The organism is Acinetobacter sp. ACNIH1, from assembly GCF_002934695.1.
In the GTDB taxonomy this organism is placed as follows: Bacteria; Pseudomonadota; Gammaproteobacteria; order Pseudomonadales; family Moraxellaceae; genus Acinetobacter; species Acinetobacter variabilis.
Genome location: NZ_CP026420.1, coordinates 1,921,197 through 1,944,671, shown reverse-complemented (window position 1 = coordinate 1,944,671; position 23,475 = coordinate 1,921,197). Strand labels below are relative to the sequence as shown.

Here is a 23,475-nt window from a genome sequence, read left to right as displayed (position 1 = left end):
TTTCTTTTGCGTGGTTGATGTGTCGCAAAAACAGGACGAATTAGATTTCAGTCTGCCTCGAACAGCTGCGAATGACGTGGTCATGTATCCGATTAATGTATAAATTCCAATAAAGATATTTTCGCATCAAGGCTTTCTTCATGAGCTGTACCTTCCAATTTCCTAAAGCCCCTGAGCATTTACTTCAAGCCTTACATCAAGTCATTCCCAATTGTGAACTAACGGCGCAACAACTGCCGGAAACACCTATTTCACTCTGGCTGATTCCACCAGTTTTTCCGACAGACAAACTTGACGATGAAGTGATTCGCCGGATCTGGAATGATACGCCATACTGGATCTTCTGCTGGGCATCTGGACTGGCCATGGCACAATGGCTGCTGGCTGAACCGCATCATGTCAAAGACAAGGTAGTGCTGGATTTTGGTGCGGGTTCCGGTGTAGTTGCGATTGCTGCGAAAATGGCAGGAGCCAAGCGGGTGATCTGTTGCGATATCGATCAGGTCAGTCTGAATGCCTGTCGTGCCAATGCTGAGCTAAATGATGTTGAGCTGGAATATCTGGATGATCTCTATAAAACAGAACAGGTGGATATACTGCTAGCGGCTGACGTGCTTTATGATCAGTGTAACCGCTTCTTTCTGGATGAATTCCTGAAATTTGCACTCGAGGTCTGGGTTGCAGACAGTCGGGTTAAAAACTTTAATCATCCACAATATCTCAAACTGGATGAACGCAGCGCAACCACCTGGCCAGATCTGGATGAATCACCCGAATTTCGAAATGTTAGCTTCTATCGAACCAAATAAAACACAAGAGTTAAAAAATAAAAAAGGGCATCAAGCCCTTTTTTTATGCTCTGTTTTTATGAGCAGGTATAACGAATCACACGTACAGTGGTAGGGCGGGCATCTAATGCCTCTCGGGCACCTGGATTTTCACTGTTATATAAATCAGGTGTATTACTCAAGCTGATCTGGGTACGACTATCCCCGAGTTGACGGCCATACTGAACCTGTTCTGGAGTTGGGTTAACTATTTCCTGACTATTGATAATCTGGATATTATAGTTTTTAGAGGTTCCAAGAACTTGTCTGCAAGCAGCCTGTAATCTGTTTTCATCCTGACTTGGTCGTCCTGCTAATGTATAGCTTAAGGTTGCAGTATTTTCTGAACGTTCCAGGATTTCATATCCGGTCTGACCGTTAAATTGTTGAGGTGCCGTCTGACATGCTGTCAGGCCTAAAGTGCCGATAGTTAAGCCGAGTAAAAAAACTGTTTTTTTCATCATGATGATTTCCCGTATTTTTATCAGACAAGTATGCCATAGCAACGAAATAGCGGAATGGCAGTAAACATAAAATTCCAATAAAAAAGCTTTCCGAATGTTTCCATCCGGAAAGCTCCTAGAGCAATACAGCTACTTAGTCATCAGTAATCATGCTGTGCTTTTTAGTGTCTTTCATAAAGACATAAGTCAGCAGTGACAGGCCAATCATAAAAGTAATGTAATAGAAGAAGTAGTTTTCATGGCCGGCATTTTTAAAGCTTAAAGCCACCAGTTCTGCTGTACCCCCAAATACGGTGTTGGCAATCGCATAAGGCAAAGCTACGCCTAAGGCACGGATGTGGGCAGGGAATAGCTCAGCTTTTACTACGGCATTAATCGCTGTGTAACCAGTCACAATCACCATACCGCTCATACACAGCATGAATGCTGTAGTTGGGTTGGTAGTTGAGCCTAAGCCATTAAAAATAGGAATGGTAAAGAGTACACCAAGCACACCAAAAGCAATCATGATTGGCTTGCGGCCAATTTTGTCAGAGAGTGCACCCACAACTGGTTGCAATAACATGAATACGAAGATGGCGAGGGTTGTGATTTCAGTCGCTGTAGTCTTTTCAAAACCAGAAGTATTGACTAGGTACTTTTGCAGATAAGTAGTGAAAGTATTGAAAGCTAAAGTACCACCTGCAGTCAGCATGATTACGGTAAATGCCTGTTTAGGGTATTTAGTGAATAAAGCTAAGGCACCGGATTTAGGACCACCTTTTTTCGCCTGTTCAACAGCCTGTTTTGAAGATTGTGTTTCTACCAGACCGCGACGGATCCAGAACACCACAATCGCTAAGAATGCACCAATCAGGAAGGGAATACGCCAGCCCCATTCAGTGAGTTGTGCTTCAGTCAAAGTACGTTGTAGGAAAATCAATACACAGAGTGCTAATAGCTGACCTGAGATCAGAGTCACATACTGGAAGCTTGAATAGAAACCACGATGATTTTTACCTGCCATTTCAGTTAAGTAGGTGGCACTTGAACCGTATTCACCACCTACACTCAGACCTTGTAACAATCGTGCAAATAACAACAGCGCAGGGGCCAGCATACCCACTGAATCATAGGTAGGTGCACAGGCGATAATCAGGGAACCGACACACATCAAAGATACAGAAAGTGTTAAACCGGCTTTACGACCCTTGCGGTCAGCGTAAATCCCCATAATCCATGCGCCAATCGGACGCATCAAGAAACCAAGTGCGAATACAGCAGCAGCCTGAAGGAGCTTGACGGTATTGTCACTATCAGGGAAGAACTGTGAAGCGAAATATAAGGTAAAGGCTGCATAAACATACCAGTCGTACCATTCGACCAGGTTACCTGCAGAACCACCGAGAATAGATTTAACCCGTGTTTTACGGTCAAGCTGCGGTGTAGCAGCTTCAGGAAGTGGCTGATTCACAACATTGCTCCAAAGGAATGCTGTAAAACACATCTTTTTTAAATTTTCATTGCTATAAAATCTAAAAAGTTATGTTTTAGTGAGAGAGAAAGTGAGGAGATTTCATATACTTATACGCCTCCAAGTTTTCTGTTTTTATAGGACTTTAGTCTTAATAAATAATGGAATTTTCAAATATTTTTATAAAACATAGATTTACCATTTGTTTAGAGTAATTGCTTGATTTTTATATTGGATTAACTGGTTAAATGATGTTCTTTGAGGAGATTAATAAACAGTGAATGTGGTTTTCATTTAGATGTAAAACAGATTAAAAGATTGGCTTTCACCTTTTCTTAAGATAATAAAAAAGGCCGCTTACGCGACCTTTTTAAAATTAAATCAGCAATTAAGCAGATTTAACCGCTTCAAGAAGTTCAGCTTGGCGTTTTTTCAATGCTTCTGGCAGACGATCACCTAATTTGTTGAACAATTCAGTGTGGCTTTCAAGTTCTTTGATCCATTGATCTTTGTCTTGAGAAGTTACCAGGTCAAACTGTTCTTTAGTGAAATCAGAACCAGTCCAGTTGAGCTGTTCATAAGTAGGTACACGGCCGATTGGAGTTTCAACAGCATCAGCACGACCTTCACAACGATCGATGATCCACTCAAGAACACGCATGTTTTGACCGAAACCAGGCCATACGAAGTTGCCTTCAGCATCACGACGGAACCAGTTCACGTTGTAGATACCAGGAAGCTTGTTACCAGCAGCAGCAGCTTTCTCGCCAACTTTCTCGCCCATTTCTAACCAGTGAGTGAAGTAGTCAGCCATGTTGTAGCCAGCAAATGGAAGCATCGCAAATGGGTCGCGACGAACGATACCTTGTTGACCAACAGCAGCAGCAGTTGTTTCAGAACCCATGGTGGCAGCTTTATAAACACCATCAACCCAGTCAAATGCTTCTGAAATTAGAGGCACTGTGTCTGCACGGCGACCACCGAAGATGAACGCAGAAATTGGAACACCTGCTGGATTTTCCCAATCCGCATCGATAGAAGGGCATTGACCAGCAGAAACTGTGAAACGAGCGTTCGGATGAGCCGCTTTTTCTTCGCCAGTGTGTGGTTGACCTTTCCAGTTAGTCAGATTCGCAGGTGCTTCTTTAGTCAGACCTTCCCACCAAACTTCACCGTTGTCAGCCACAGCAACGTTTGTATAGATTACGTCTTTATGAAGAGTTGCCATACAGTTCGGATTCGTTTTGGTATTTGTACCAGGAGCTACACCGAAGAAACCAGCTTCAGGGTTGATTGCATATAAACGACCATCTTCACCTGGTTTGATCCAGGCAATATCGTCACCTACAGTTTCAATTTTCCAACCTTCATAACCTGCTGGTGGAATCAGCATCGCGAAGTTTGTTTTACCACAAGCAGATGGGAATGCAGCTGCGATGTAGTGTTTTTCGCCTTTAGGGTTAGTCACGCCAAGGATTAGCATATGTTCAGCTAACCAGCCTTGTTGACGACCCATGTAAGATGCAATACGTAAGGCCAGGCATTTTTTACCTAACAATGCGTTACCGCCGTAACCAGAACCAAATGACCAGATTTCACGAGTTTCTGGGTAGTGCACGATGTATTTTTCTTTGTTGCAAGGCCAAGCAACATCTTTTTGACCTTCTTCAAGTGGTGCACCCACAGTGTGTACGCAAGGAACAAATTCACCATCTGTACCTAGAACGTCATAAACAGCTTTACCCATACGAGCCATTTTAGACATGCTGACTGCCACATAAGGAGAGTCAGTTAATTCGATACCGATGTGCGCAATGTGTGAACCCAAAGGACCCATAGAGAATGGAACCACATATAGGGTACGACCTTTCATTGAACCGTCAAACAGACCATTCAATTTTTCGCGCATAACTGCTGGATCTTCCCAGTTGTTGGTGGCGCCAGCATCTTCTTTATTTGCAGAACAGATAAAAGTACGGTCTTCAACACGAGCAACGTCAGAAGGATCAGAATTTGCAAGATAAGAACCAGGATGTTTCTCTTGGTTAAGCGCTTGCATTGTGCCGTTAGCGATCATCAAGTCGATATAACGTTGATATTCTTCTGCGCTACCGTCACACCATTCAATTTTTGCTGGTTTTGTTAATTTAGCAATTTCTTCCACCCATGCAATAAGCTTAGGGTGACGAACGAATTCTGGTGCGTTCACTTGGGTCATGGTGAGGCCTATCTCAAATGTGTACAAAATTTTGTACAAAGTACAATCTGGTCAATAAAATACTGGCCAGATGAAATATGAAAAAAAAGTGGCTGTATTAAAGCATAAAATCATCAAAAAAATAAGACTAAAGAAGTGCTGGATTTTATTTGGAATATTATGCTATTTTCTGTTTAAATTTATATAAAACAATAAGATATAAATAAAATCAAAACCTTAAATATGTATTTATTATCTTTATGTGTGGTATTTACTTTAATTATTTACATTTGAATCAAATATTTAATTAAAATTGTTCAATTGTATTTGTTATTGATTAAATAAATGGTCGCCATTCGAATTTTACATAAAGCAACTGTTAATTGTTTATGAATTGGACAAAATGCCAATAGGTATGCATCAATCTGTGTAAAAAATGTCTAATCAATCTAAACCCTTATCTATTATTTATAATCATAATTCTGGTTTCCGTCTATTCGACCAACAAGAAAAATATAAGCAATTACTAGATATTTTTGCAGCGCATGATTTTGAGACTAAAGCCTTTGAAATCAACGATCCAGAACAGTTCAAAAAAGTCATTGCTGAAGTGCTGCAACGGCATCAACAATCGCCGGATCATGGTGTGGTCGTGGCAGCAGGAGGAGATGGAACGCTCAATTCAGTCGCCAAACACCTGCTTGAAACTGATATTCCAGTCGGAATATTGCCTTTAGGTACTTTTAACTATGCGGCAAGATTGCTGGATATTCCCTTAGATTTGGTTGAAGCCGCACAAGTCATTGCAACGGGTCAAACCAAACGTATCAATGTGGCACTCATCAATCAGGAAATCTACCTGAACAATGCTAGTCTGGGCTTATATCCCTTATTTATTAAAAAACGTGAAGACTATAATCGCATATTTGGCCGTTTCCCTTTACATGCCTATACCTCAGCACTCGATGTTTTGATTCGTGACCGTAAAGAATTAAAACTGGAAATCTGGGTAGATCAGAAGAAATATCCGGTCAAAACTCCACTGATTTTCTTTGGCAATAATCCACTTCAACTGGCAGACATGAAAATGCGGATTGCCCAAGCTGCTGAGCAAGGGAAGGTGGCTGGGGTTGTGGTCTCCAAAAGTGACAAGCTGACGTTATTCAAGCTGGTATATCAGTTAATTCGGGGCAAGATTGATCAAGCCTCCGATGTTTATAGTTTTGCTGCTGATCAGGTGCGAATTGAGTCTAAACGTAAGAAATTAATGGTTGCCATAGATGGGGAGACGGTAGAAATGACACCACCGTTAAATATTTCAGTTTTAAAAAATAGTTTAAGTGTAATGGTGCCGCATGATTCTGCATCTCTCTGATCTACATTTTGGTACAGAAAGGCCTGAATGTTTGGAAGCCATCCGGCAATTTTGTCGAGATCATCCATTGGAAGCGGTGGTAGTCAGCGGCGATCTCACCCAGCGAGCACGTTTGGGACAATTTTTTGCCTGTAAACGGTTTCTGGATCAGTTGAATACGCCTTATCTTGTGATACCAGGGAATCATGACATTCCGCTTTATCATTTATGGAATCGGCTATTTACTCCATTTACCCGTTATCAATTATTTTTTGGTGAACTCGAGCCTGTTTTAGAAACCGAACATTTTTATCTGATCGGGGTAAATTCGATTAGACGTCGATATCATACCAAAGGTCATTTATCACTTGAGCAGATTCAAAGGATTGACCTGAAACTACAGCAGGCGCCTGCTTCCAAAATTAAGATTATTGTCAGTCATCAACCTTTTTATGTGCCATCTCAGAATAGGCGGGGGTTTAAGGATATTCCCCTGATGGCCAAAATTGCATTGGAGTCTTGGTCGCAACATGGTCTGTTTGCTGTATTGCATGGGCATTTGCATCATACCGCAGTCTATGATTTGAACCATATATTCGAATTGGGAGGAGATCATCCGGTTTATGATGTACATGCGGGGACTTCTGCGTCACATCGGCTCCATAAGAATCAGCCGAATAGCTTTAATGCAATTGATGCAACAGGAAAAATCACGCAATATTGTTTTGATGAACAGTTAAAAACCTTTGTTCCACAGCCTGATCCCATAAATAAATAGACAAAAAATACGCAATCCATCAAAAAATTAAAAAAAAACCAATTTTTTTTCATTTTTGCCCTTGAAGCATTTTATTCCATCTCCATAAAAAGCACATCAAAAAATTTTGATGATGACCAATGGAATAAATAAGTCGTCATCGGTGATCTAAAAAAGACTTAGTCTGATGGAGTTATTTATGAGCAACATTCGTCCATTACATGACCGCGTTGTTATTCGTCGTGTTGAAGAAGAAACAAAAACAGCTGGGGGCATCTTACTTCCAGGTTCTGCTGCTGAAAAACCTGCACAAGGTGAAATCATTGCAGTTGGTAATGGTCAAATCACTGACAATGGCGTACGCGCGTTAGACGTAAAAGTTGGCGACAAAGTATTGTTCGGTACTTATGCAGGTACAACTGTAAAAGTAAACGGCGAAGAACTTTTAATCATGAAAGAGTCTGACATCCTAGCAGTATTAGAAGCTTAATCTGCGCCAGATCGTTTTACTCATTCCAATTCAGATTTTGTAAAGATACAACAATATTCGGAGTCAAATATGTCAGCTAAAGACGTAAAATTTGGTGATTCAGCTCGTTCAAAAATGATTGCTGGTGTGAACATCCTTGCAGATGCGGTGAAAGTGACTTTAGGTCCTAAAGGCCGTAACGTTGTAATCGACCGTTCTTTCGGTGCACCGCACATCACTAAAGATGGTGTATCTGTTGCGAAAGAAATCACCCTAAAAGACAAATTCGAAAATATGGGTGCGCAACTGGTTCGTGAAGTTTCTTCAAAAACCAATGATATCGCCGGTGACGGTACAACGACTGCGACTGTATTGGCTCAAGCAATCCTAAACGAAGGGATCAAGTCAGTAACAGCGGGTATGAACCCAATGGATCTGAAACGCGGTATCGACCTTGCAGTGAAAACTGTTGTTGAAAATATTAAACAAACTGCAAAACCAGCTTCTGACTCTAAAGCGATTGAGCAAGTTGGTTCGATCTCTGCAAACTCTGACACCACTGTTGGTTCTCTGATTGCACAAGCAATGGAAAAAGTGGGCAAAGAAGGCGTAATCACTGTTGAAGAAGGTTCAGGCTTTGAAGATTCGCTTGATGTTGTAGAAGGTATGCAGTTTGACCGCGGTTATATCTCTCCATACTTCGCAAACAAACAAGACACTTTAACTGCTGAACTTGAAAACCCATACATCCTATTGGTTGACAAGAAAATTAGCAATATCCGTGAATTGATCACTGTTTTGGAAGCTGTTGCGAAAACTGGTAAGCCTCTTCTTATCATCGCTGAAGATGTTGAAGGCGAAGCACTAGCAACTCTTGTTGTAAACAACATGCGCGGCATTATCAAAGTATGTGCTGTTAAAGCTCCTGGCTTCGGTGACCGTCGTAAAGCAATGCTTCAAGATATCGCGATCCTGACAGGCGGTACTGTGATTTCTGAAGAAATCGGTATGCAGTTAGATCAAACTTCACTTGAACACTTAGGTACTGCGCATAAAGTAACTGTATCTAAAGAAAATACAGTGATTGTTGATGGTGCTGGTGATGCAAATCAGATTTCTGAGCGTGTTCAGCAAATTCGTGCACAAATCGAAGAATCTACTTCTGAATACGACAAAGAAAAACTTCAAGAACGTGTTGCTAAATTGGCAGGTGGTGTAGCAGTTATCAAAATTGGTGCTGCAACTGAAGTTGAAATGAAAGAGAAGAAAGACCGTGTAGACGACGCACTTCACGCAACTCGTGCTGCAGTTGAAGAAGGTGTTGTTGCAGGTGGTGGTGTTGCACTGGTACGTGCTGCATCTGCACTTGATGGTTTAACTGGTGCAAACGATGACCAAAACGTTGGTATTAATATCCTTCGTCGTGCAATCGAAGCTCCTCTTCGTCAAATCGTAGCAAATGCTGGTGATGAGCCATCTGTAGTGATCAATGCTGTGAAGAACGGTGAAGGTAACTATGGCTATAACGCTGCGACAGGCGAATACGGTGACATGCTGGAAATGGGTATCCTGGATCCTGCGAAAGTAACTCGTTCAGCACTTGAGCATGCAGCTTCTGTTGCTGGCTTGATGTTAACAACAGAATGTATGATTACTGAAATTCCAGAAGAAAAACCAGCTATGCCTGATATGGGCGGCATGGGTGGTATGGGCGGTATGATGTAATTCATCGTTCGATCATATGATGTAAAAAATCCCCGCATTTGCGGGGATTTTTTATTAAGTTAGAAAATGATTAAGGTGATTTTTTAACTAATTTATAATTCAGATTACTCTGTATTTCCTTACCTGTTTCTATATCACGAGCTTCAACGAAGTTATCACCTACATAAAACTTCCTGTTTTCAGCTTTTCCATCTAGGACGATAATAGAAGGTTGTTGAGAATCGAAAGTGAAGCTACCTTTGGTCTCAGTTTCATTATTTCCAGTTTTACCTAAATATTCCTCACTCAATTCATAAGTTTTGTCAGGATTAAGATCTAGTTCAACTTTAATCCCTTCGCAGTCAGCACATGGGAAAACACCTTCATATTCACCTGCCCAGTTTGAGTTAACAGTAGCTTTACTGGTCATCTCAGTACTCATATTGCTTTGACTATTTGTAGTCTCTGTAGTAACAGGAGCATTTGTGGTATTAGATTGAGTATCTGCACTGGCCATATCGCGGTCATTCTGTTTAGAACATGCACTTAAACTAGTAACCGTTACTACCAATAAAGCAGGCCATAGTATTTTTTTCATTGAAGATCATCCTCTTGTTCTTCTGTTCTAGGATTTACATTAGAAGTATGAGCTATCAATATACAGAGGGATCTTGTTAAAAATTGATTCGTTAAGTGAAACGGATTAAATATATGTAGATGAGAAACTAAGATAATTAAAATACAAAATAAGCGATTGGTTTTCTTTAGTTTTATTTTATAAACCTTAAGGTTATGATTTGATAGAAATAATTAACCTGAGTTCGACATAAAAAATAAATAAAAAAAAGCCTTAGCATCTGTAATATCTTGGTTACGAAGACAAAACATTTCAGAGCAAGGCTTTTTCATGGACTATATTACCGAATTATTTTGTATCTTGGATGATTTCTGCAAAAAGTTTAATGAATCTTTAGAGAAAGCTCTAATTTCTGATCAAAAAACAACAATGAAAAAGTCAGCTTTAAGCTTGTCTGAAGTCATGACCATTGTCATTTTATTTCATAAATCCGGGTTTAGATTTTTCAAATATTTTTATTGTCATATGATCATCCCATTTTGGAAATCAGCTTTTCCCAAGCTTCTTAGTTACAATCGTTTTATTGAAATTATGCCGCGTTGTTTGCAAGCTTTGAGTAGTTTCTTCCATCAAGTTAAAGGAGAAGATACCGGAATTTGTATTATTGATTCGACTAAATTGGTCGTTTGCCATAATCTTAGAATTAAAAGACATCGTGTATTTAAAGGCTTAGCTGGTCGTGGTAAAAGTAGCACAGGTTGGTTTTATGGATTTAAAGTCCATATTGTTATCAACAACTTGGGTGAAATTATTAATCTCAAGATTACATCGGGAAGTGTTCATGATGTTGCTGTACTTGAATCTTTAACCCAAGAGTTAAAAGGTATTTTACTGGGCGATAAAGGCTATCTGAGTAAAGCAAAAACTGAAGCTTTAGCAGCAAGGGGGCTCAGACTATTAACCCCGTCACGCAAGAATATGAAAAATAAACCCATCCAAACTGAAGAAGAAAAACAATTGCTTTGCAGAAGAGGATTGATCGAAACAGTGAATGATCAGTTAAAAAACTTACATCAAATTGACCATTCACGTCATCGTTCGGTGAATAACTTTATGGTGAATATTATGGCTGCTATAGTGGCTTATTGCTTAAATCCAAATAAGCCAACTTTCCAAAACTTGCTAAAAAGCTAAAATATTTCATCGAACTCAGGTTAATTATTAAAAAGAGTGGTCATGAAAGCAGAACAGGAAAATAATATCATCGCGAAAATTTATGATGCTGCTTTATTGCCTGCTTTATGGTTGGAGGTCATCCAGGATATTATGCAATATACCCAGAGTCATAGCGCAATATTTACCGGGCTTGATCAATTCAATCCAGCCTATGAGTTTGTTTATACTTACAATATCCCGGAAGAAAGTCTGGCTGCTTATCAGGAGGAACGGATTCGGGTCGTTGACATGAAGCTGCACATGCCACTATGGAATGAAATTGATATGGGGGAGGCGCTTAATCAGGACTGTCGTCATTATGCAGATCAACCTGGAACAGAGCAGTATATCTTTTATGAAAAATGTCTTAAGCCTACAGGGATAGGATATATGGCTGGAGTATTACTGGACAGAGGAAACTATCGCTGGGCAGTCATGGGACTACATCGTGCTCCACACACTCAAGGTTTTGAAGCAGCTGAACTGAATTTTCTCAAACGGATCGGCATACATTTGCGTCGCTCTTTACAGATTCATCGGCAAATCAGTTTGGTACAACAAGACAATATCAGCTTATATACTGTATTGGACTGTTTAAAAATCGGTATTATTTTGCTGGATCAGGATCTCAAGTTATCTTATTCAAATCCACTGGCACAAAGCATGATTGAAGCTTCAACGTGTTTGGAAATGGATATACATAACCGTCTGAAAATACCGGTAGGTGATCAGGAACGTCTGGAAAGATTGCTATCCAGTGCTTTGCTGGAAGAGACCAGTATGCCGAGTGAAATAGGCGGGGTCTTGGCTCTGCAGGATTCTAAAATGCAGCAATTGATGCTCACTGTTGTGTCTTTTAAAAGATTAAAAAAGATGCAGCAATTTTCTGAAGCTCAGCATCAGATTGCTGTATTTATGACAGACAAAAATCGGCATTATTCATTATCCAGAGCTTATTTACAGCAAGCATATCAACTGTCAAAACGTGAATTTGATTTGTGTGAGCTTTTAATCAATGGCTATAAATTAGAAGAAATTGCGGCGAAATGTGGGATCACTTTAAGTTCAGTACGCACTTATTTTAAGAATATTTATGAAAAAACTGACTGCACTTCACAAATTGAACTGATGCACTTATTGATGGGATGTGCGATTCATTTTGAACATATTAATTAAACCTACCTAAAGATAATTCTTTAGGTAGGCTGTGCTCATTATCTAACGTGCTATAATGTTACAGAACCTTCACCTTGTGGGTGCAAGATCAGAGTTTCTGCCGATACATTGATGTTTGCAATGGTCTTGCTGCCATCGGAACTGTCTTGTAATCCGCCACATTCATTGGTATCGAATAAAACTTCAGTGGTTGTGAGTGTATTACCTGAAAGAGTAAATTTGCCATATTCAATTCCAGGCCAGCCACAATCATCTCCGCCTTCAGTGTCCAGGAAGAAATAATAGTTTGTGTCAAAGAAGGCAAATAAATGGGTGTCACTAAATCTCCAAGCACCTACCAGACCATTAGCAGACTGTTTGACGCGGCTTAACCGGTATTCAGTATTGATCCCCGGTTCTGTCAGAATTAAGGTCGTTCCATCATAGTTTAAGGTGTAAGGTTTGCCTTTTGCAGGATCTGAGAGTCCCCATTCACCATTACTGTCTTGAATAATGCGCGGTGAAATCACGCTGGTAGTTGCGTTCCAGTTTAACTCTCCAGTTTCAATGCCAGGTGTTCCATCACCGTCAGCAGCTTCTGCTTGACCTAAGGCATAACGGCCATCTTCTAAAATATGGATCAGTACAGCGCTGTTTGCATTGCGGCCAATTTCCCAAGTACCGGCAATATCTTTATAGAAAGTTGACTGGAAGTTTTCTGCAGCTTTTTCAGGTGTAATCAATTTTTCTGTGGTAACTACGCCTGTTGATACCACATCTGTAGCAAATGCTGTAGGGGCCTTAGAAAAATCTAAACTTTGATTAAGAAGGGCATTAGCAGCTTCAGTACTGATGCTAATCCCATTGTCATGATTACTGTCTGTATCTAAAGACTGTAAAAACACCATCAGATTGGTACGTGCAATTTCAGTTTGTGCTAAATCTAAAGGCGTAACACGTTCTTTAGCTTCAATTTCTTGACCTAGTTGTACGTCACCAATCAGGAATTTAACCTTTTCTCCGTCATTAAATTTAAATTCACCTTTTTCATTAGTAACCCCTTCAGCACCACTACTGGTGATATATGTTACCCCTGAGATAATTCCATCTGTCAGTACACCAGTTTCGGTCCCGACCGGAGCTGTAGGTGGAACAGGTGATGAACCCTCTGTACGATCATTATCTGAACCGCCACATGCTGTAAGTAACCCCGCTAAGGAAAGACAAATTAAAGTCTTTTTCATGAAAATCTTCCTAAAATTTATTATGTCAGCGAAGTATAGAAAGAAAGCTAAAATCAACATATTCTAAAATTAGGATGGAAAAATATATAAATCAGTAAAATAAATTGAACTCATTATTTGCTTAAAAGAATGAGCTTGCTATAGGAAGTGAAAAAAGGAAGATTCAAATAACAATAAATTGAAAACTCTTCCTAAAATTTAAAAATACAAATATATATTAATTGGTGATTTATTGATCAGTATGCACTATCTATATTCTGCTGCATTGTTAGACTGTGGCGAAATTTTGACAATGATTGTGATGTAACTGTGTTTGAAAATTTAGCTGAGAAAACTTTAAATTTAATGGGCTGGAAAACCGATGACCAATGGCCCGAAGACCTTGATCGATGTGTGATGATTGCAGCGCCACATACCAGTAACTGGGATGCACTATATGCACGTTTGGCCTTAAAGGCATTAAAAGTGAATGTGCGCCTGACCATTAAAGACAGCTATATGAAATTTCCATTTGGGCCTTTTGTACGTGCAATGGGTGGAATTGGTATTGACCGTCGTCCCAAACAACCGGGTGAGCCACGTCCAAGCATGGTTCAGGCCATGACGGATTTATTTAAAGAACATTCTAAACTAGTCATGTTGGTTACACCGGAAGGCACACGCGCCCGTCAAGAACAATGGAAAACCGGTTTTTATCATGTGGCGATCAATGCGAGTGTGCCAATTGCGCTGGCTTATATGGATTATGCAAAAAAAGAAGCGGGCGTAGGTAAAATCATTTATCCAACAGGAAATTATGAACAGGATATGGCTGAGATCATGGCGTTCTATGCCAATGTTGAACCTAAATTTCCTGAAAAATTCAGTATTGATCAACGCTATTTTTAATTTCAGGAAAAATAAAAGCAGAGGGATGGACTCTGCTTTTCTGTACGATATATAAATACCGAATTTAATTTTGATTCTCTTCAGATAAAATTCCCCCCAGATTCTGGCAGGCATCTTTATAAAGATTGTATTGCTGTTCTACCACTTCATATAAAGGCAGGTCAAAAGGCTCTTCACCTTGATGATATTGCTCAATATAAGACTCGACCTTGGTTTTGCTGCTGTACAGCATGTGTTGATAATAATCCGTCATACTACTGTGTGGCATTTGCGCTGTATCAATCTTGGCACAATTGAAGTTTTGCAGAAGCTGTTCTGACTTTTTAAGATCATTGGACATACAACCTGCCAGTAATATGCTACTGAGCAATGCCGTTAGGAGTTTCATAGAAAAAGATGAACTTTAATGGGGAGCGCACTATTGTAGAAGTAAATGCGCTATGCAAAAGTAGTTTCATTCAACAACTGGTCAAAAAATAGAAGAATAAAATTTAGAATCTCATTCTTCCTTGGCGATCTTTAACCTTTAACCAGTCCGCCATCGACAATCAGGTTTTGACCTGTCACTGCACGTGAATAAGGTGACAGGAACATCAGAATAGCAGACGCAAATTCCTCAGGTGTAATCACGCGGCGCAGAGGAGTGGACTGAGCAATCAGGTCAAAGACAAAGTCAGGTGTTACTTTACTTGCATCCGTGGTTTGCAGTAATCCGCCTGAAAGCATGTTCACGTTAATCCCATGCTGACCAAGATCTTGCGCAGTAGTTCGGGTAAAGGCCAATAGCGCCGCTTTCGCAGTCGTATAATCATGATAAGGAACGACAGGGTTTTGAACCAGGTTAGTCCCAATATTCACGATACGACCAAAATGTGCCTGTTTCATATCTTCTAATGCAGCTTGTGTTGTATTTAAACAGGCCTGAACTGCTCCACTAAACTGACGGGACATACTTTCCCAGGTCAGATCTTCAACTTTAGGTCGCTCATCACCATTAAACTCAAACTGCACCAGCGCATTATTAATAACGGAATGGACGGCTTCTCCGAAATGGGCCTTGCTGGCAGCAAATAAAGCTTTTACCTGGTCAGCTTGTGTTACATCTGCCTGATAGGCAAAGACCTGATCAGGATACTGATTTTGTAAAGCTTCAGCTTGGGTTTTGCTGCTATGGTAATTTACTACCACACGTGCACCTTCCTGTATCAGAAGCTGGGTAATGGCTAGACCCAATCCACGTGCACCACCAGTGACAAGGGCAATTTGATCACGAATTTGCATTGCTTATATCCGCCTGAGAATCATTCGGGCTAACATAACAGCAATAGGGTTGAAAGCAAAGTGATGTAAGGTTTTAGAGCTGCTCTATCGCGCAAATGAGTCAATACCTTCCTTAATCAGGAGAAAGCAGCCCGAGCTGAAGAGTAAGCCTAAGACAATCTGTTTAAAACGTAATTCTGATATTCGATGAAACAGACGTGCGCCTAAAATAGCGGGAATACTTACAGCTAGAATGAGTACCACCATATAGGGAAGGTGAGTCTGATTTAAGCTGCCTTGCAGTAAATAGGCGGCTAAGGTAAACACCTGTATGGCAAAATTAAAATGACGCAATATGTAGCGCTGCTGTTCTTTCGGTAGCTGTTTCAGCATTAACCAGGCAGATGGTACAGAACCACAGAATCCCCCTAAACCTCCTAAAATGCCACCAACCAAACCAATCCCTGCATCCGCAGTTTTGCCTGAATGTTGAATCAATTTAATCTGTGGATTCAGCAGCATTAGTGGACACCAGATCACGAGAAATATACCAAGAAAAATACGAAAAGTGCCCGCTTCAACGATATTCAGTAACCAGGTACCGAGTGGGACACCGATCAGACCTGCAATTAAATAAGGTAGATATAAGGCTCGGTGCAGATGAGGAAGTTTAGGCTCATTAGATAATGAAATGAGGTGACTCCACACCGAGGCAAAAACCACTAAAGGCGCAGCAAGTAGAGGACTCAATCCCCATACCCAGAATGACATGGTAATTAATGCAAAAGCAAAACCGGTAAGTCCCTGTACAAATCCTGCGATAATTGCACCAAGAATAAAGAGTAGCCAGGTCGTCATAAAAATCAGGGTATTGGAAAAGTTTGTAGTATTCAAAACATGGTCAGAAAAACCAAGCAGATCCTTAGCTGTATTTATGCGAATCTAAGTGTAAATATGCATAAATGATTTTTATTAAATCCGAGACAAATCCTTTAATTAAGTATGGAAAATGAACAAAATCATACAAGAGTGCAACAATGGCTCCGCGTACTCTTCATGAAATCACTTGATACTAATTGAGGGCGGTATAGAGGTGATGAACATGAAAAAAATGATATTACTGTCATCTGTATTGGCAGTAGCGCTAACAGGCTGTGTGGTTGATCCTTGGGATGAAGGTTATCGCGGTCATCATGATCGTAATGGACATTATGATCGGGATCGTGGTGATAAGGACTGGAAAAAACATAGAGATCATCGTGACTGGAAACGTGATAGAGGCGATAGGGACTGGCGTCGTAATCGTTAACCGTTATCTTCTATTTATAAAAAAGGATTCCTTAAAGGAAGGAATCCTTTTTTATTTAAGTATTTAATATAAGTAAGTCTTAAGCTGCTTTTTTCTGATACAGCCCTGCGCGTACTGTGCCGGCTTTGGTATTTTTGATTAAATGCCATGAACTTGGCAGCTTCAATGTACTCAGTTCACGATCGGCTTCTACATAGATAAAACCATCTTCTTTAATCAGTGGATCAGTCTGAGTAGCCAGAGTTTCCCATAAATCCAGACTATAAGGTGGGTCTAGAAAGACCAGATCAAACTGCTGTTTCAGGCTGGTTAAGGCTTGTTGTGCTGTCGCAATTTTAAGTTGCGCACGTGCTTTGGTGACTTTGAGTAATTCCAGATTTTGGGTGAGGAATTGTGCCTGAGTACGATCCGGCTCAATCATCACCACTGAAGCTGCACCACGTGATAATGCTTCAAAGGATAAAGCGCCTGAACCGGTACACAGATCCAAGACACAAGCATTCTGGACATCCCACATCAGCCAGTTAAACAAAGTTTCACGCACACGGTCAGGTGTAGGACGTAATCCTTCAATACTGGCAAAAGCCAATTGACGGCGTTTCCAGTCACCACCAATAATTCTAAGTTGATTTTTCATGAATTATTCCTGATCGTCATTGGCTGCAGGAGCAGAGCGAGAAGTTGCAGGTTGCGGATTGTTTGACTGTGCATGGGTCGCCTGACTGCCTTCTTGGGTTGGGCTCGCATTCGGATCTGCACTTAACAGATTCGGTCCACTTGGCAATTCACCCGGTTTAATACCTGCTGTCATGAGACCGCCACTAATTTGATGGCCTGCAGGATGAATCGGATTTTTATCGCGAGACAGTAACCAGTAATCAAATAACGGTTTAGCCAGTTGTGCAGCAGAACCCCCATGTCGACCATTTTCCCAGACAACGACTACTGCAATTTCAGGGGCTTCAGCAGGTGCAAAACCCACAAATAGACCATGATCCAGTTGGCGTTCAGTCAGTAGGGCTTCATTATAGCGCTTACCTTGCGCAATACTTTTCACCTGTGCCGTACCAGTTTTACCTGCAATTTGATACATTGGTGTGCGGATTCCGCGACCTGTACCTGACTGAACCACATCAATCATCGCATCACGCATTTTAATCCAGTCGTCTGGTTGACCGTTAAAGTCGATTTTACCATTAGGGGCATTATGTACTGTAAAAGGTTTGGCACCCTTACTTTCACGCAGTACGTGAGGCGTAACATGTGAGCCTTGATTCGCTGTAATAGCAGTTGCCATAGCAAGCTGTAATGGTGTTGCGGTAAATGCACCCTGGCCAATACTCACCGAAATGGTTTCACCACGTGACCATTTGGATTTACGGGTACGCATTTTCCATTCAGGACTTGGGTAAAGGCCTGAACTTTCACTTGGTAAATCCACACCGGTTTTTTCGCCAAAGCCGAACTGGCGCATCCAGCTATTCATTTTTTCAATGCCCATGCGGTAGGACATGACATAGAAATAGGTGTCGCAGGACACCACTTGCGCCTTATGCAGGTTCACAGCACCATGACCAGTTTTCTTATGGTCACGGAAGCGGTGGCTATCGCCCGGTAAGGTAAAATAGCCCGGGTCAGAAATCGCTGTACTCCAGTCAACCAGTCCATAATGCAGACCGCCCATACCAAACATCGGTTTGATCGTTGAACCTGGAGGATACGCCCCTTGAACAGCACGGTTATAAAGTGGCTGATCCAGACTGTCACGAAGGCCTGAATAATCTTTGCTACTAATCCCGGTGACAAATAAATTAGGGTTAAAACTTGGACTGGAAACCAGCGCCAGAATTTCACCTGTACGTGGGTCAATCGCGACAATAGCACCGCGACGACCGGCCAGTTGCTCTGTGGCAATGGTTTGTAGACCATAATCTAGTGACAAATACAGATCATTACCTCGTACCGGCTCTTTACGGCCTAAATGACGCAGGACATTACCGAAAGCATCAGCTTCGACTGACTCATTCCCTGGCACACCATGTAAGAGATCTTCATAATATTTTTCTACCCCAATTTTCCCGATCAGGTTAGACCCGGCATAGAGATCCTTATCAATTTCTTTAAGTTCTTTGTCATTAATGCGGCCGACATAACCAATCACATGCGCGAAAAGTTCACCATGCGGATAGTAACGAGTCATCTGGGTTTCAATATTGACGCCCGGAAATAGATATTTTACTTCACTAAAACGGGCAATATCATTTTCATTCAGATTCAGCTTGATCGATACCCGCTCAGTTTTACGCGCCGTCTTGACTCGTGCCTGAAAACGTTCAATATCTTCTTCAGTCAATTCCAGAATCGGTGTAAGACGTTTCAGCGTATCATCAATATCTTGCACATCGGCGCGGCTTAAGGTAGCTGTGAAAACAGGATAATTATCGGCAAGTAAAATACCGTTACGATCATAAATATAGCCACGTGCGGGCGCTAAGGGCTGCAGACGAATACGGTTCTGGTCAGAAGCCGTAGAGAAGGTTTCAAAATTAAAAATTTGCAAATAGGCATAGCGGCTGACCAGCATCAGCATAAAGAAAACCACAATACCGACAGAGATCCAGACCCGACTGTTATAGATGCGCTTCTCTTGTTGTGCATTTTTTAAAGGAAAGTGCTGCTTCATACGCGATCGACTTAAGACCAGAGGGAAAGGAATCAAAGTGGAGTATTCTAGCGCAACTGTACGGGATTTGATAATGAAAAACTGGCTGTAGCAATTCCTGTGTTTAAACTTTGACTTTGCAGACATGAAAATTGTAAAGTGCTGTATACAAGAGTTTTAATAATTCTGATAAAGTCAAAATTAAATAAAAATAGGACTCTACCAAAAACTATAATTAAGGAAGATGGTGAAGGAATGAACAAAGTTTACCCTTTGTTGGCATTTGCATTCTTTGCAAATGGGGGATATGCACATGATCAAGTGAATAATACGACAAACAGAACTGAGGATCGTGAGCCTAAAGAATTAAATGTTGGGGTCGGTTTTACCCAGAAACTTATCCATCTAAACACTGAATGGGTGAATCCTTATGGGATTGCTTATGTGAAAGGTGGTGCTTTTCTCAACGATGATCGTACAGTTGGAGCACAAGTTGGCTTTCGTTATCCTGCACACCTCACCGGCAAGGACAAAAATGGTTATTATGTAGGGGCTTATGCCGGTCATATCGATAGCAAACAGGTTGATGGCAAATACGAAAGCCGTTTAGGTGGGGGCATTGATCTGGCGTATGTTTTGCTTAGTTCAGAACGGATCAGCAGTTTTAGTATCGGTATTGGGGCGGGGGAGAAACTACAGGACAGTAATGGTCGTGTTGTAGCCGAAACTGAACCCAGACTACAATTCTCCTATACTTTAAGTATCGGTTTATAGACAAAATATTCAACTTTATTAATACCTGTATTCTGTGAACAAAAAATTAAATATGGAATTTATGCATGCTTGAGTACGTCAATGAATTGTGGCAAGCCTTCTTGAATCGCCCAGATTTTTGGGCAGTGCTCAGCATTATCCCGGTGACCGCATTCGTAACATGGGCTCACGTGTGGATGGCGCTAAAAATGGTGTTTTATCCAATTAATTTTTGGGGTTTTCATGTCGGGCCTGTTCCTGTTGGCTGGCAAGGTATTGTGCCGCGTAAAGCTGGAAGAATCTCAGGAATTATCACGGATAATACCTTATCTAAATTGGGCTCCATCCAGGAGTTTTTGCAGGCAATGGATCCGGATGATATGGCACGTATTATCGGGGAACAGGTCGGTTTTGAACTCGAACATCTGATTGATGAAGTCATGATGGACCGTAATGCGGTGCTATGGGAAAACTTGCCTTATTCAATCAAGCGCCGTATTTATGCCCAAGCCCATAAACAGCTGCCACAGGTATTAAAAGAATTAGTGACTGAACTGACCATGAACGTCGAGTCACTGGTCGATATGCGCGACATGGTGGTCAGTCAAATGGAAGGCGATCGCCGTTTAATGGTGCGCATGTTCCTGAAAGTCGGGCAGAAAGAAATCAACTTTATCTGGCATATCAGTGCCCTGATCGGGATGTTCTTTGGCCTGTTCCAGATGGTGGTCTGGTTTGTGGTGCCATGGCACTGGACCGTACCGTTCTGGGCGGCTATCTGGGGCTTCCTGACCAACTGGATTGCGATCTGGATGGTGTTTAATCCGGTAGAACCGCACTATATCAAATACCCGCAATTCTTTAAGCGTACGGCTGATCATAGATTCCCTTGGATCAAACCGGTGATTCCAAGAATTGGCATCTATAACATACAAGGCGCATTTATGAAACGTCAGGAGGAAGTCTCTGACGTATTTGCAAGTGTGGTCACAGAAGATCTGATTACGCTAAAATCGATCATGACAGAAATGATGTATGGTGGTAAAAAAGATAAAACCCGCCGTATTGTCAAACGTCATATTAACGAAATTATGGAAACACCGCTGGTTCGGACCTCTTTACAGTTGTCTTTAGGGCCAAAAGAGTATGCAAAACTCAAGACAGACTTGATCGATCGCTCGATTGAAATTACGATGGTGCCTGTAAGCGACCCTGCGTTTAATGCGAGCCGTGCACAGAAGATCTACCAAATGTTTAGAGACCGCATACGTGATTTGACGCCTAACGAGTTTCAGAATCTATTACGTCCTGCCTTTCAGGAAGATGAATGGATCTTGATTGTCCTGGGGGGAGTTACCGGTTTTGTTGCGGGTTTAATCCATTTGTTTGTGGCTTTCTTATAATTAGATGCCAAAGAGCAGCACACGTTTTGGTCGTGTGAAGCTGGGTATCTTATACATAGTTAAAAAATGAGGATGTTTATATATGCGCATTATCTTACTCGGACCACCTGGAGCAGGTAAAGGTACACAAGCTCAGTTGATCTGTAAGCGCTACAATATCCCACAAATTTCAACCGGTGATATGCTCCGTGCTGCAATTCGTGAAGGAACTGAATTAGGTCTACAAGCTAAAAGCGTCATGGACAATGGCGGTTTGGTTTCTGATGAATTGATCATTGGTCTGGTCAAAGAGCGTATTGCACAACCTGACTGTGCAAATGGCTGCATCTTTGATGGTTTCCCACGTACGATTCCTCAAGCTGAAGCGCTGGAAAAAGAAGGCATTGCAATTGATCATGTGATTGAAATTGATGTGCCGGATGAAGAAATCGTTCAACGTCTATCTGGCCGTCGTCAACACCCGGCGTCTGGTCGCGTTTATCACATCGTTTACAACCCACCAAAAGTGGAAGGTAAAGATGATGAAACTGGTGAAGATCTGGTACAACGTCCAGATGACCAGGAAGAAACTATTCGTCGCCGTTTAGGTTCATACCACACTGAAACTGAACAGCTGGTTGGCTTCTACCAAGGCCGTGCAGCTTCAGGCGAAAATGCACCGACTTATGACAAGTTAAATGGTCTACGTCCAATCGAAGAAGTTCAAAAAGATCTTTTCGCGATTCTGGATCAAGCAAAATAATCGGTTTCCGATCATTTTGACTTTCAAAGAGCCCTAAGTCATATTAGGGCTCTTTTTATTGCGTTGTTCAAAAGGATCTGCTGTGAAATTTGCTGTATTGGGATTGATGATTGTATTTCTGGCAGTACTGTTTGCACTGTTCTATGTCAGCTTCAAGATGCTGAAAAAAGTACGTCAGGAAGAACGTGCTGAAAATGCGGGTAAGGTACCTGAGCGTCAGCTGCATCCTAAATTACAGGCCGAGCTTGAGCAAAAGCGCAAGCAAGAACAGGCTGAGCAAAATAAAAAATAAAAAAATTTCGAGTACTTAAATTAAAAAAGCTGAACCTAAAGTTCAGCTTCAATATTTTTCACCGGAATTGCGTGACTTGCACCAAATTTAAAACGGTCGGGCCAGTTACAGACATCAGCGACCACACACTCGTGACACTTCGGTTTACGTGCGATGCAGCAATAGCGACCATGTAAAATCAGCCAGTGATGTGAATCAATAATAAATTCTTTTGGAATCACTTTGACCAGACGATGCTCGACCTCAAGCACGTTTTTACCCACTGCCAAACCGGTACGGTTACCAACACGAAAGATATGCGTATCTACAGCCATGGTTGGCTGGCCAAAGGCAGTATTCAGCACAACATTCGCTGTTTTGCGCCCTACACCCGGTAAAGCTTCTAGATCTGCACGATTGTCCGGTACCACGCTGTTATGCTTCTTGATTAACATTTCACAGGCTTTAATGACGTTCACAGCTTTGGAGTTATACAGGCCAATCGTTTTGATATATTCCTTCAACCCCTCCACGCCGAGTGCATAAATTGCTTCCGGTGTATTGGCGACCTGAAACAGTTTATCGGTGGCTTTATTCACGCTCACATCCGTAGCCTGGGCAGACAGGGTCACTGCAACCAGTAATTCAAATGGACTTGAATAATTCAATTCAGTTTTTGGATTCGGACGCTGCTCACGCAGGCGCTCAAAGAAAGTCTGAATCTGTTTTTTAGTCATGTTTTTTACAGGCTTAGCTGTTACTGTTGTCATG

Annotated in this window: 24 protein-coding genes; 13 read left to right on the top strand and 11 right to left on the bottom strand. The window is 41.4% G+C overall.

Annotated features, from left to right (window positions below; genetic code table 11):
- Positions 1-140: 140 nt before the first annotated feature.
- Positions 141-809: a class I SAM-dependent methyltransferase gene (locus tag C3F22_RS09580; protein ID WP_104426427.1), complete on the top strand. Its 669-nt coding sequence runs from the start codon at positions 141-143 to the stop codon at positions 807-809.
- Positions 810-865: 56 nt separating this feature from the next.
- Here the strand turns inward: C3F22_RS09580 and C3F22_RS09575 are convergent, their stop codons facing one another.
- The 3 genes from C3F22_RS09575 to C3F22_RS09565 all read right to left on the bottom strand — a co-directional run bounded on the left by C3F22_RS09575 (position 866) and on the right by C3F22_RS09565 (position 4,962).
- Positions 866-1,291 (bottom strand): hypothetical protein, encoded by a 426-nt coding sequence (locus C3F22_RS09575; RefSeq protein WP_104426426.1) that lies wholly within the window; start codon positions 1,289-1,291, stop codon positions 866-868.
- A 133-nt stretch (positions 1,292-1,424) separates the two neighbouring features.
- Positions 1,425-2,777, bottom strand: a complete 1,353-nt coding sequence (locus C3F22_RS09570) for an MFS transporter (protein WP_416332513.1) — start codon at positions 2,775-2,777, stop codon at positions 1,425-1,427.
- A 355-nt stretch (positions 2,778-3,132) separates the two neighbouring features.
- The gene (locus C3F22_RS09565) at positions 3,133-4,962 is read right to left on the bottom strand and encodes a phosphoenolpyruvate carboxykinase (GTP) (RefSeq protein WP_034170502.1); all 1,830 of its coding nucleotides are present in this window, start codon (positions 4,960-4,962) and stop codon (positions 3,133-3,135) included.
- Positions 4,963-5,377: 415 nt separating this feature from the next.
- Between C3F22_RS09565 and C3F22_RS09555 the strand changes: the two genes are divergently transcribed.
- The 4 genes from C3F22_RS09555 (at position 5,378) to groL (ending at position 9,246) form a co-directional block, all read left to right on the top strand.
- On the top strand, positions 5,378-6,316 hold the full coding sequence (locus tag C3F22_RS09555) for a diacylglycerol/lipid kinase family protein (RefSeq protein ID WP_104426424.1): 939 nt from the start codon (positions 5,378-5,380) through the stop codon (positions 6,314-6,316).
- A complete protein-coding gene (locus C3F22_RS09550) occupies positions 6,297-7,073 on the top strand; it encodes a metallophosphoesterase family protein (protein WP_104426423.1) in 777 nt (258 codons plus the stop codon). The genes C3F22_RS09555 and C3F22_RS09550 overlap by 20 nt, the downstream gene beginning before the upstream one ends.
- Before the next feature lie 178 nt (positions 7,074-7,251).
- Positions 7,252-7,542, top strand: coding sequence for a co-chaperone GroES (locus C3F22_RS09545; RefSeq protein WP_004646315.1), 291 nt, complete (start codon positions 7,252-7,254; stop codon positions 7,540-7,542).
- Positions 7,543-7,611: 69 nt separating this feature from the next.
- On the top strand, positions 7,612-9,246 hold the full coding sequence (groL, locus tag C3F22_RS09540) for a chaperonin GroEL (RefSeq protein ID WP_005234685.1): 1,635 nt from the start codon (positions 7,612-7,614) through the stop codon (positions 9,244-9,246).
- A 70-nt stretch (positions 9,247-9,316) separates the two neighbouring features.
- Here groL and C3F22_RS09535 read toward each other — a convergent pair whose 3' ends face one another.
- Positions 9,317-9,823 (bottom strand): copper resistance protein NlpE, encoded by a 507-nt coding sequence (locus tag C3F22_RS09535; RefSeq protein WP_104426422.1) that lies wholly within the window; start codon positions 9,821-9,823, stop codon positions 9,317-9,319.
- A gap of 309 nt (positions 9,824-10,132) precedes the next feature.
- Here C3F22_RS09535 and C3F22_RS09530 point away from each other — a divergent pair, with 309 nt between their 5' ends.
- Entirely contained in the window at positions 10,133-10,996 is an 864-nt protein-coding gene (locus tag C3F22_RS09530; protein ID WP_004729973.1) for an IS982 family transposase, read from the top strand.
- A gap of 42 nt (positions 10,997-11,038) precedes the next feature.
- Entirely contained in the window at positions 11,039-12,193 is a 1,155-nt protein-coding gene (locus tag C3F22_RS09525) for a helix-turn-helix transcriptional regulator (RefSeq protein WP_104426421.1), read from the top strand.
- Positions 12,194-12,243: 50 nt separating this feature from the next.
- On the opposite strand, the gene C3F22_RS09520 is transcribed toward C3F22_RS09525, so the two are convergent.
- Positions 12,244-13,416, bottom strand: coding sequence for a hypothetical protein (locus tag C3F22_RS09520; RefSeq protein ID WP_104426420.1), 1,173 nt, complete (start codon positions 13,414-13,416; stop codon positions 12,244-12,246).
- Between the two features lie 309 nt (positions 13,417-13,725).
- Between C3F22_RS09520 and C3F22_RS09515 the strand changes: the two genes are divergently transcribed.
- On the top strand, positions 13,726-14,304 hold the full coding sequence (locus C3F22_RS09515) for a 1-acyl-sn-glycerol-3-phosphate acyltransferase (RefSeq protein ID WP_104426419.1): 579 nt from the start codon (positions 13,726-13,728) through the stop codon (positions 14,302-14,304).
- Between the two features lie 64 nt (positions 14,305-14,368).
- Here C3F22_RS09515 and C3F22_RS09510 read toward each other — a convergent pair whose 3' ends face one another.
- The 3 genes from C3F22_RS09510 to C3F22_RS09500 form a co-directional block, all read right to left on the bottom strand.
- Positions 14,369-14,692 (bottom strand): hypothetical protein, encoded by a 324-nt coding sequence (locus C3F22_RS09510; RefSeq protein ID WP_005234692.1) that lies wholly within the window; start codon positions 14,690-14,692, stop codon positions 14,369-14,371.
- Positions 14,693-14,823: 131 nt separating this feature from the next.
- Complete coding sequence (locus C3F22_RS09505; protein ID WP_104426418.1) at positions 14,824-15,585, bottom strand: 3-oxoacyl-ACP reductase; 762 nt, start codon at positions 15,583-15,585, stop codon at positions 14,824-14,826.
- 84 nt (positions 15,586-15,669) lie between these two features.
- Positions 15,670-16,422, bottom strand: coding sequence for a sulfite exporter TauE/SafE family protein (locus tag C3F22_RS09500; RefSeq protein WP_104427006.1), 753 nt, complete (start codon positions 16,420-16,422; stop codon positions 15,670-15,672).
- Between the two features lie 244 nt (positions 16,423-16,666).
- Here C3F22_RS09500 and C3F22_RS09495 point away from each other — a divergent pair, with 244 nt between their 5' ends.
- Positions 16,667-16,873, top strand: coding sequence for a hypothetical protein (locus C3F22_RS09495; protein WP_005234696.1), 207 nt, complete (start codon positions 16,667-16,669; stop codon positions 16,871-16,873).
- 79 nt (positions 16,874-16,952) lie between these two features.
- On the opposite strand, the gene rsmD is transcribed toward C3F22_RS09495, so the two are convergent.
- Both rsmD and mrdA read right to left on the bottom strand, forming a co-directional pair.
- On the bottom strand, positions 16,953-17,510 hold the full coding sequence (rsmD, locus tag C3F22_RS09490) for a 16S rRNA (guanine(966)-N(2))-methyltransferase RsmD (protein WP_104426417.1): 558 nt from the start codon (positions 17,508-17,510) through the stop codon (positions 16,953-16,955).
- A gap of 3 nt (positions 17,511-17,513) precedes the next feature.
- Positions 17,514-19,556 carry a penicillin-binding protein 2 gene (gene mrdA / locus C3F22_RS09485; protein ID WP_104426416.1) on the bottom strand — a complete coding sequence of 681 codons (2,043 nt, stop codon included), beginning with the start codon at positions 19,554-19,556 and terminating at the stop codon, positions 17,514-17,516.
- Positions 19,557-19,790: 234 nt separating this feature from the next.
- Between mrdA and C3F22_RS09480 the strand changes: the two genes are divergently transcribed.
- The 4 genes from C3F22_RS09480 (at position 19,791) to C3F22_RS09465 (ending at position 22,725) form a co-directional block, all read left to right on the top strand.
- On the top strand, positions 19,791-20,309 hold the full coding sequence (locus C3F22_RS09480) for a hypothetical protein (RefSeq protein ID WP_104426415.1): 519 nt from the start codon (positions 19,791-19,793) through the stop codon (positions 20,307-20,309).
- Positions 20,310-20,374: 65 nt separating this feature from the next.
- Positions 20,375-21,691: a hypothetical protein gene (locus C3F22_RS09475; RefSeq protein WP_104426414.1), complete on the top strand. Its 1,317-nt coding sequence runs from the start codon at positions 20,375-20,377 to the stop codon at positions 21,689-21,691.
- Between the two features lie 82 nt (positions 21,692-21,773).
- Entirely contained in the window at positions 21,774-22,433 is a 660-nt protein-coding gene (gene adk / locus C3F22_RS09470; protein ID WP_004782907.1) for an adenylate kinase, read from the top strand.
- A gap of 82 nt (positions 22,434-22,515) precedes the next feature.
- Positions 22,516-22,725: a hypothetical protein gene (locus C3F22_RS09465; protein ID WP_034170490.1), complete on the top strand. Its 210-nt coding sequence runs from the start codon at positions 22,516-22,518 to the stop codon at positions 22,723-22,725.
- Positions 22,726-22,760: 35 nt separating this feature from the next.
- Here the strand turns inward: C3F22_RS09465 and nth are convergent, their stop codons facing one another.
- Positions 22,761-23,474, bottom strand: coding sequence for an endonuclease III (nth, locus tag C3F22_RS09460; protein WP_104426413.1), 714 nt, complete (start codon positions 23,472-23,474; stop codon positions 22,761-22,763).
- Position 23,475: the final 1 nt, after the last annotated feature.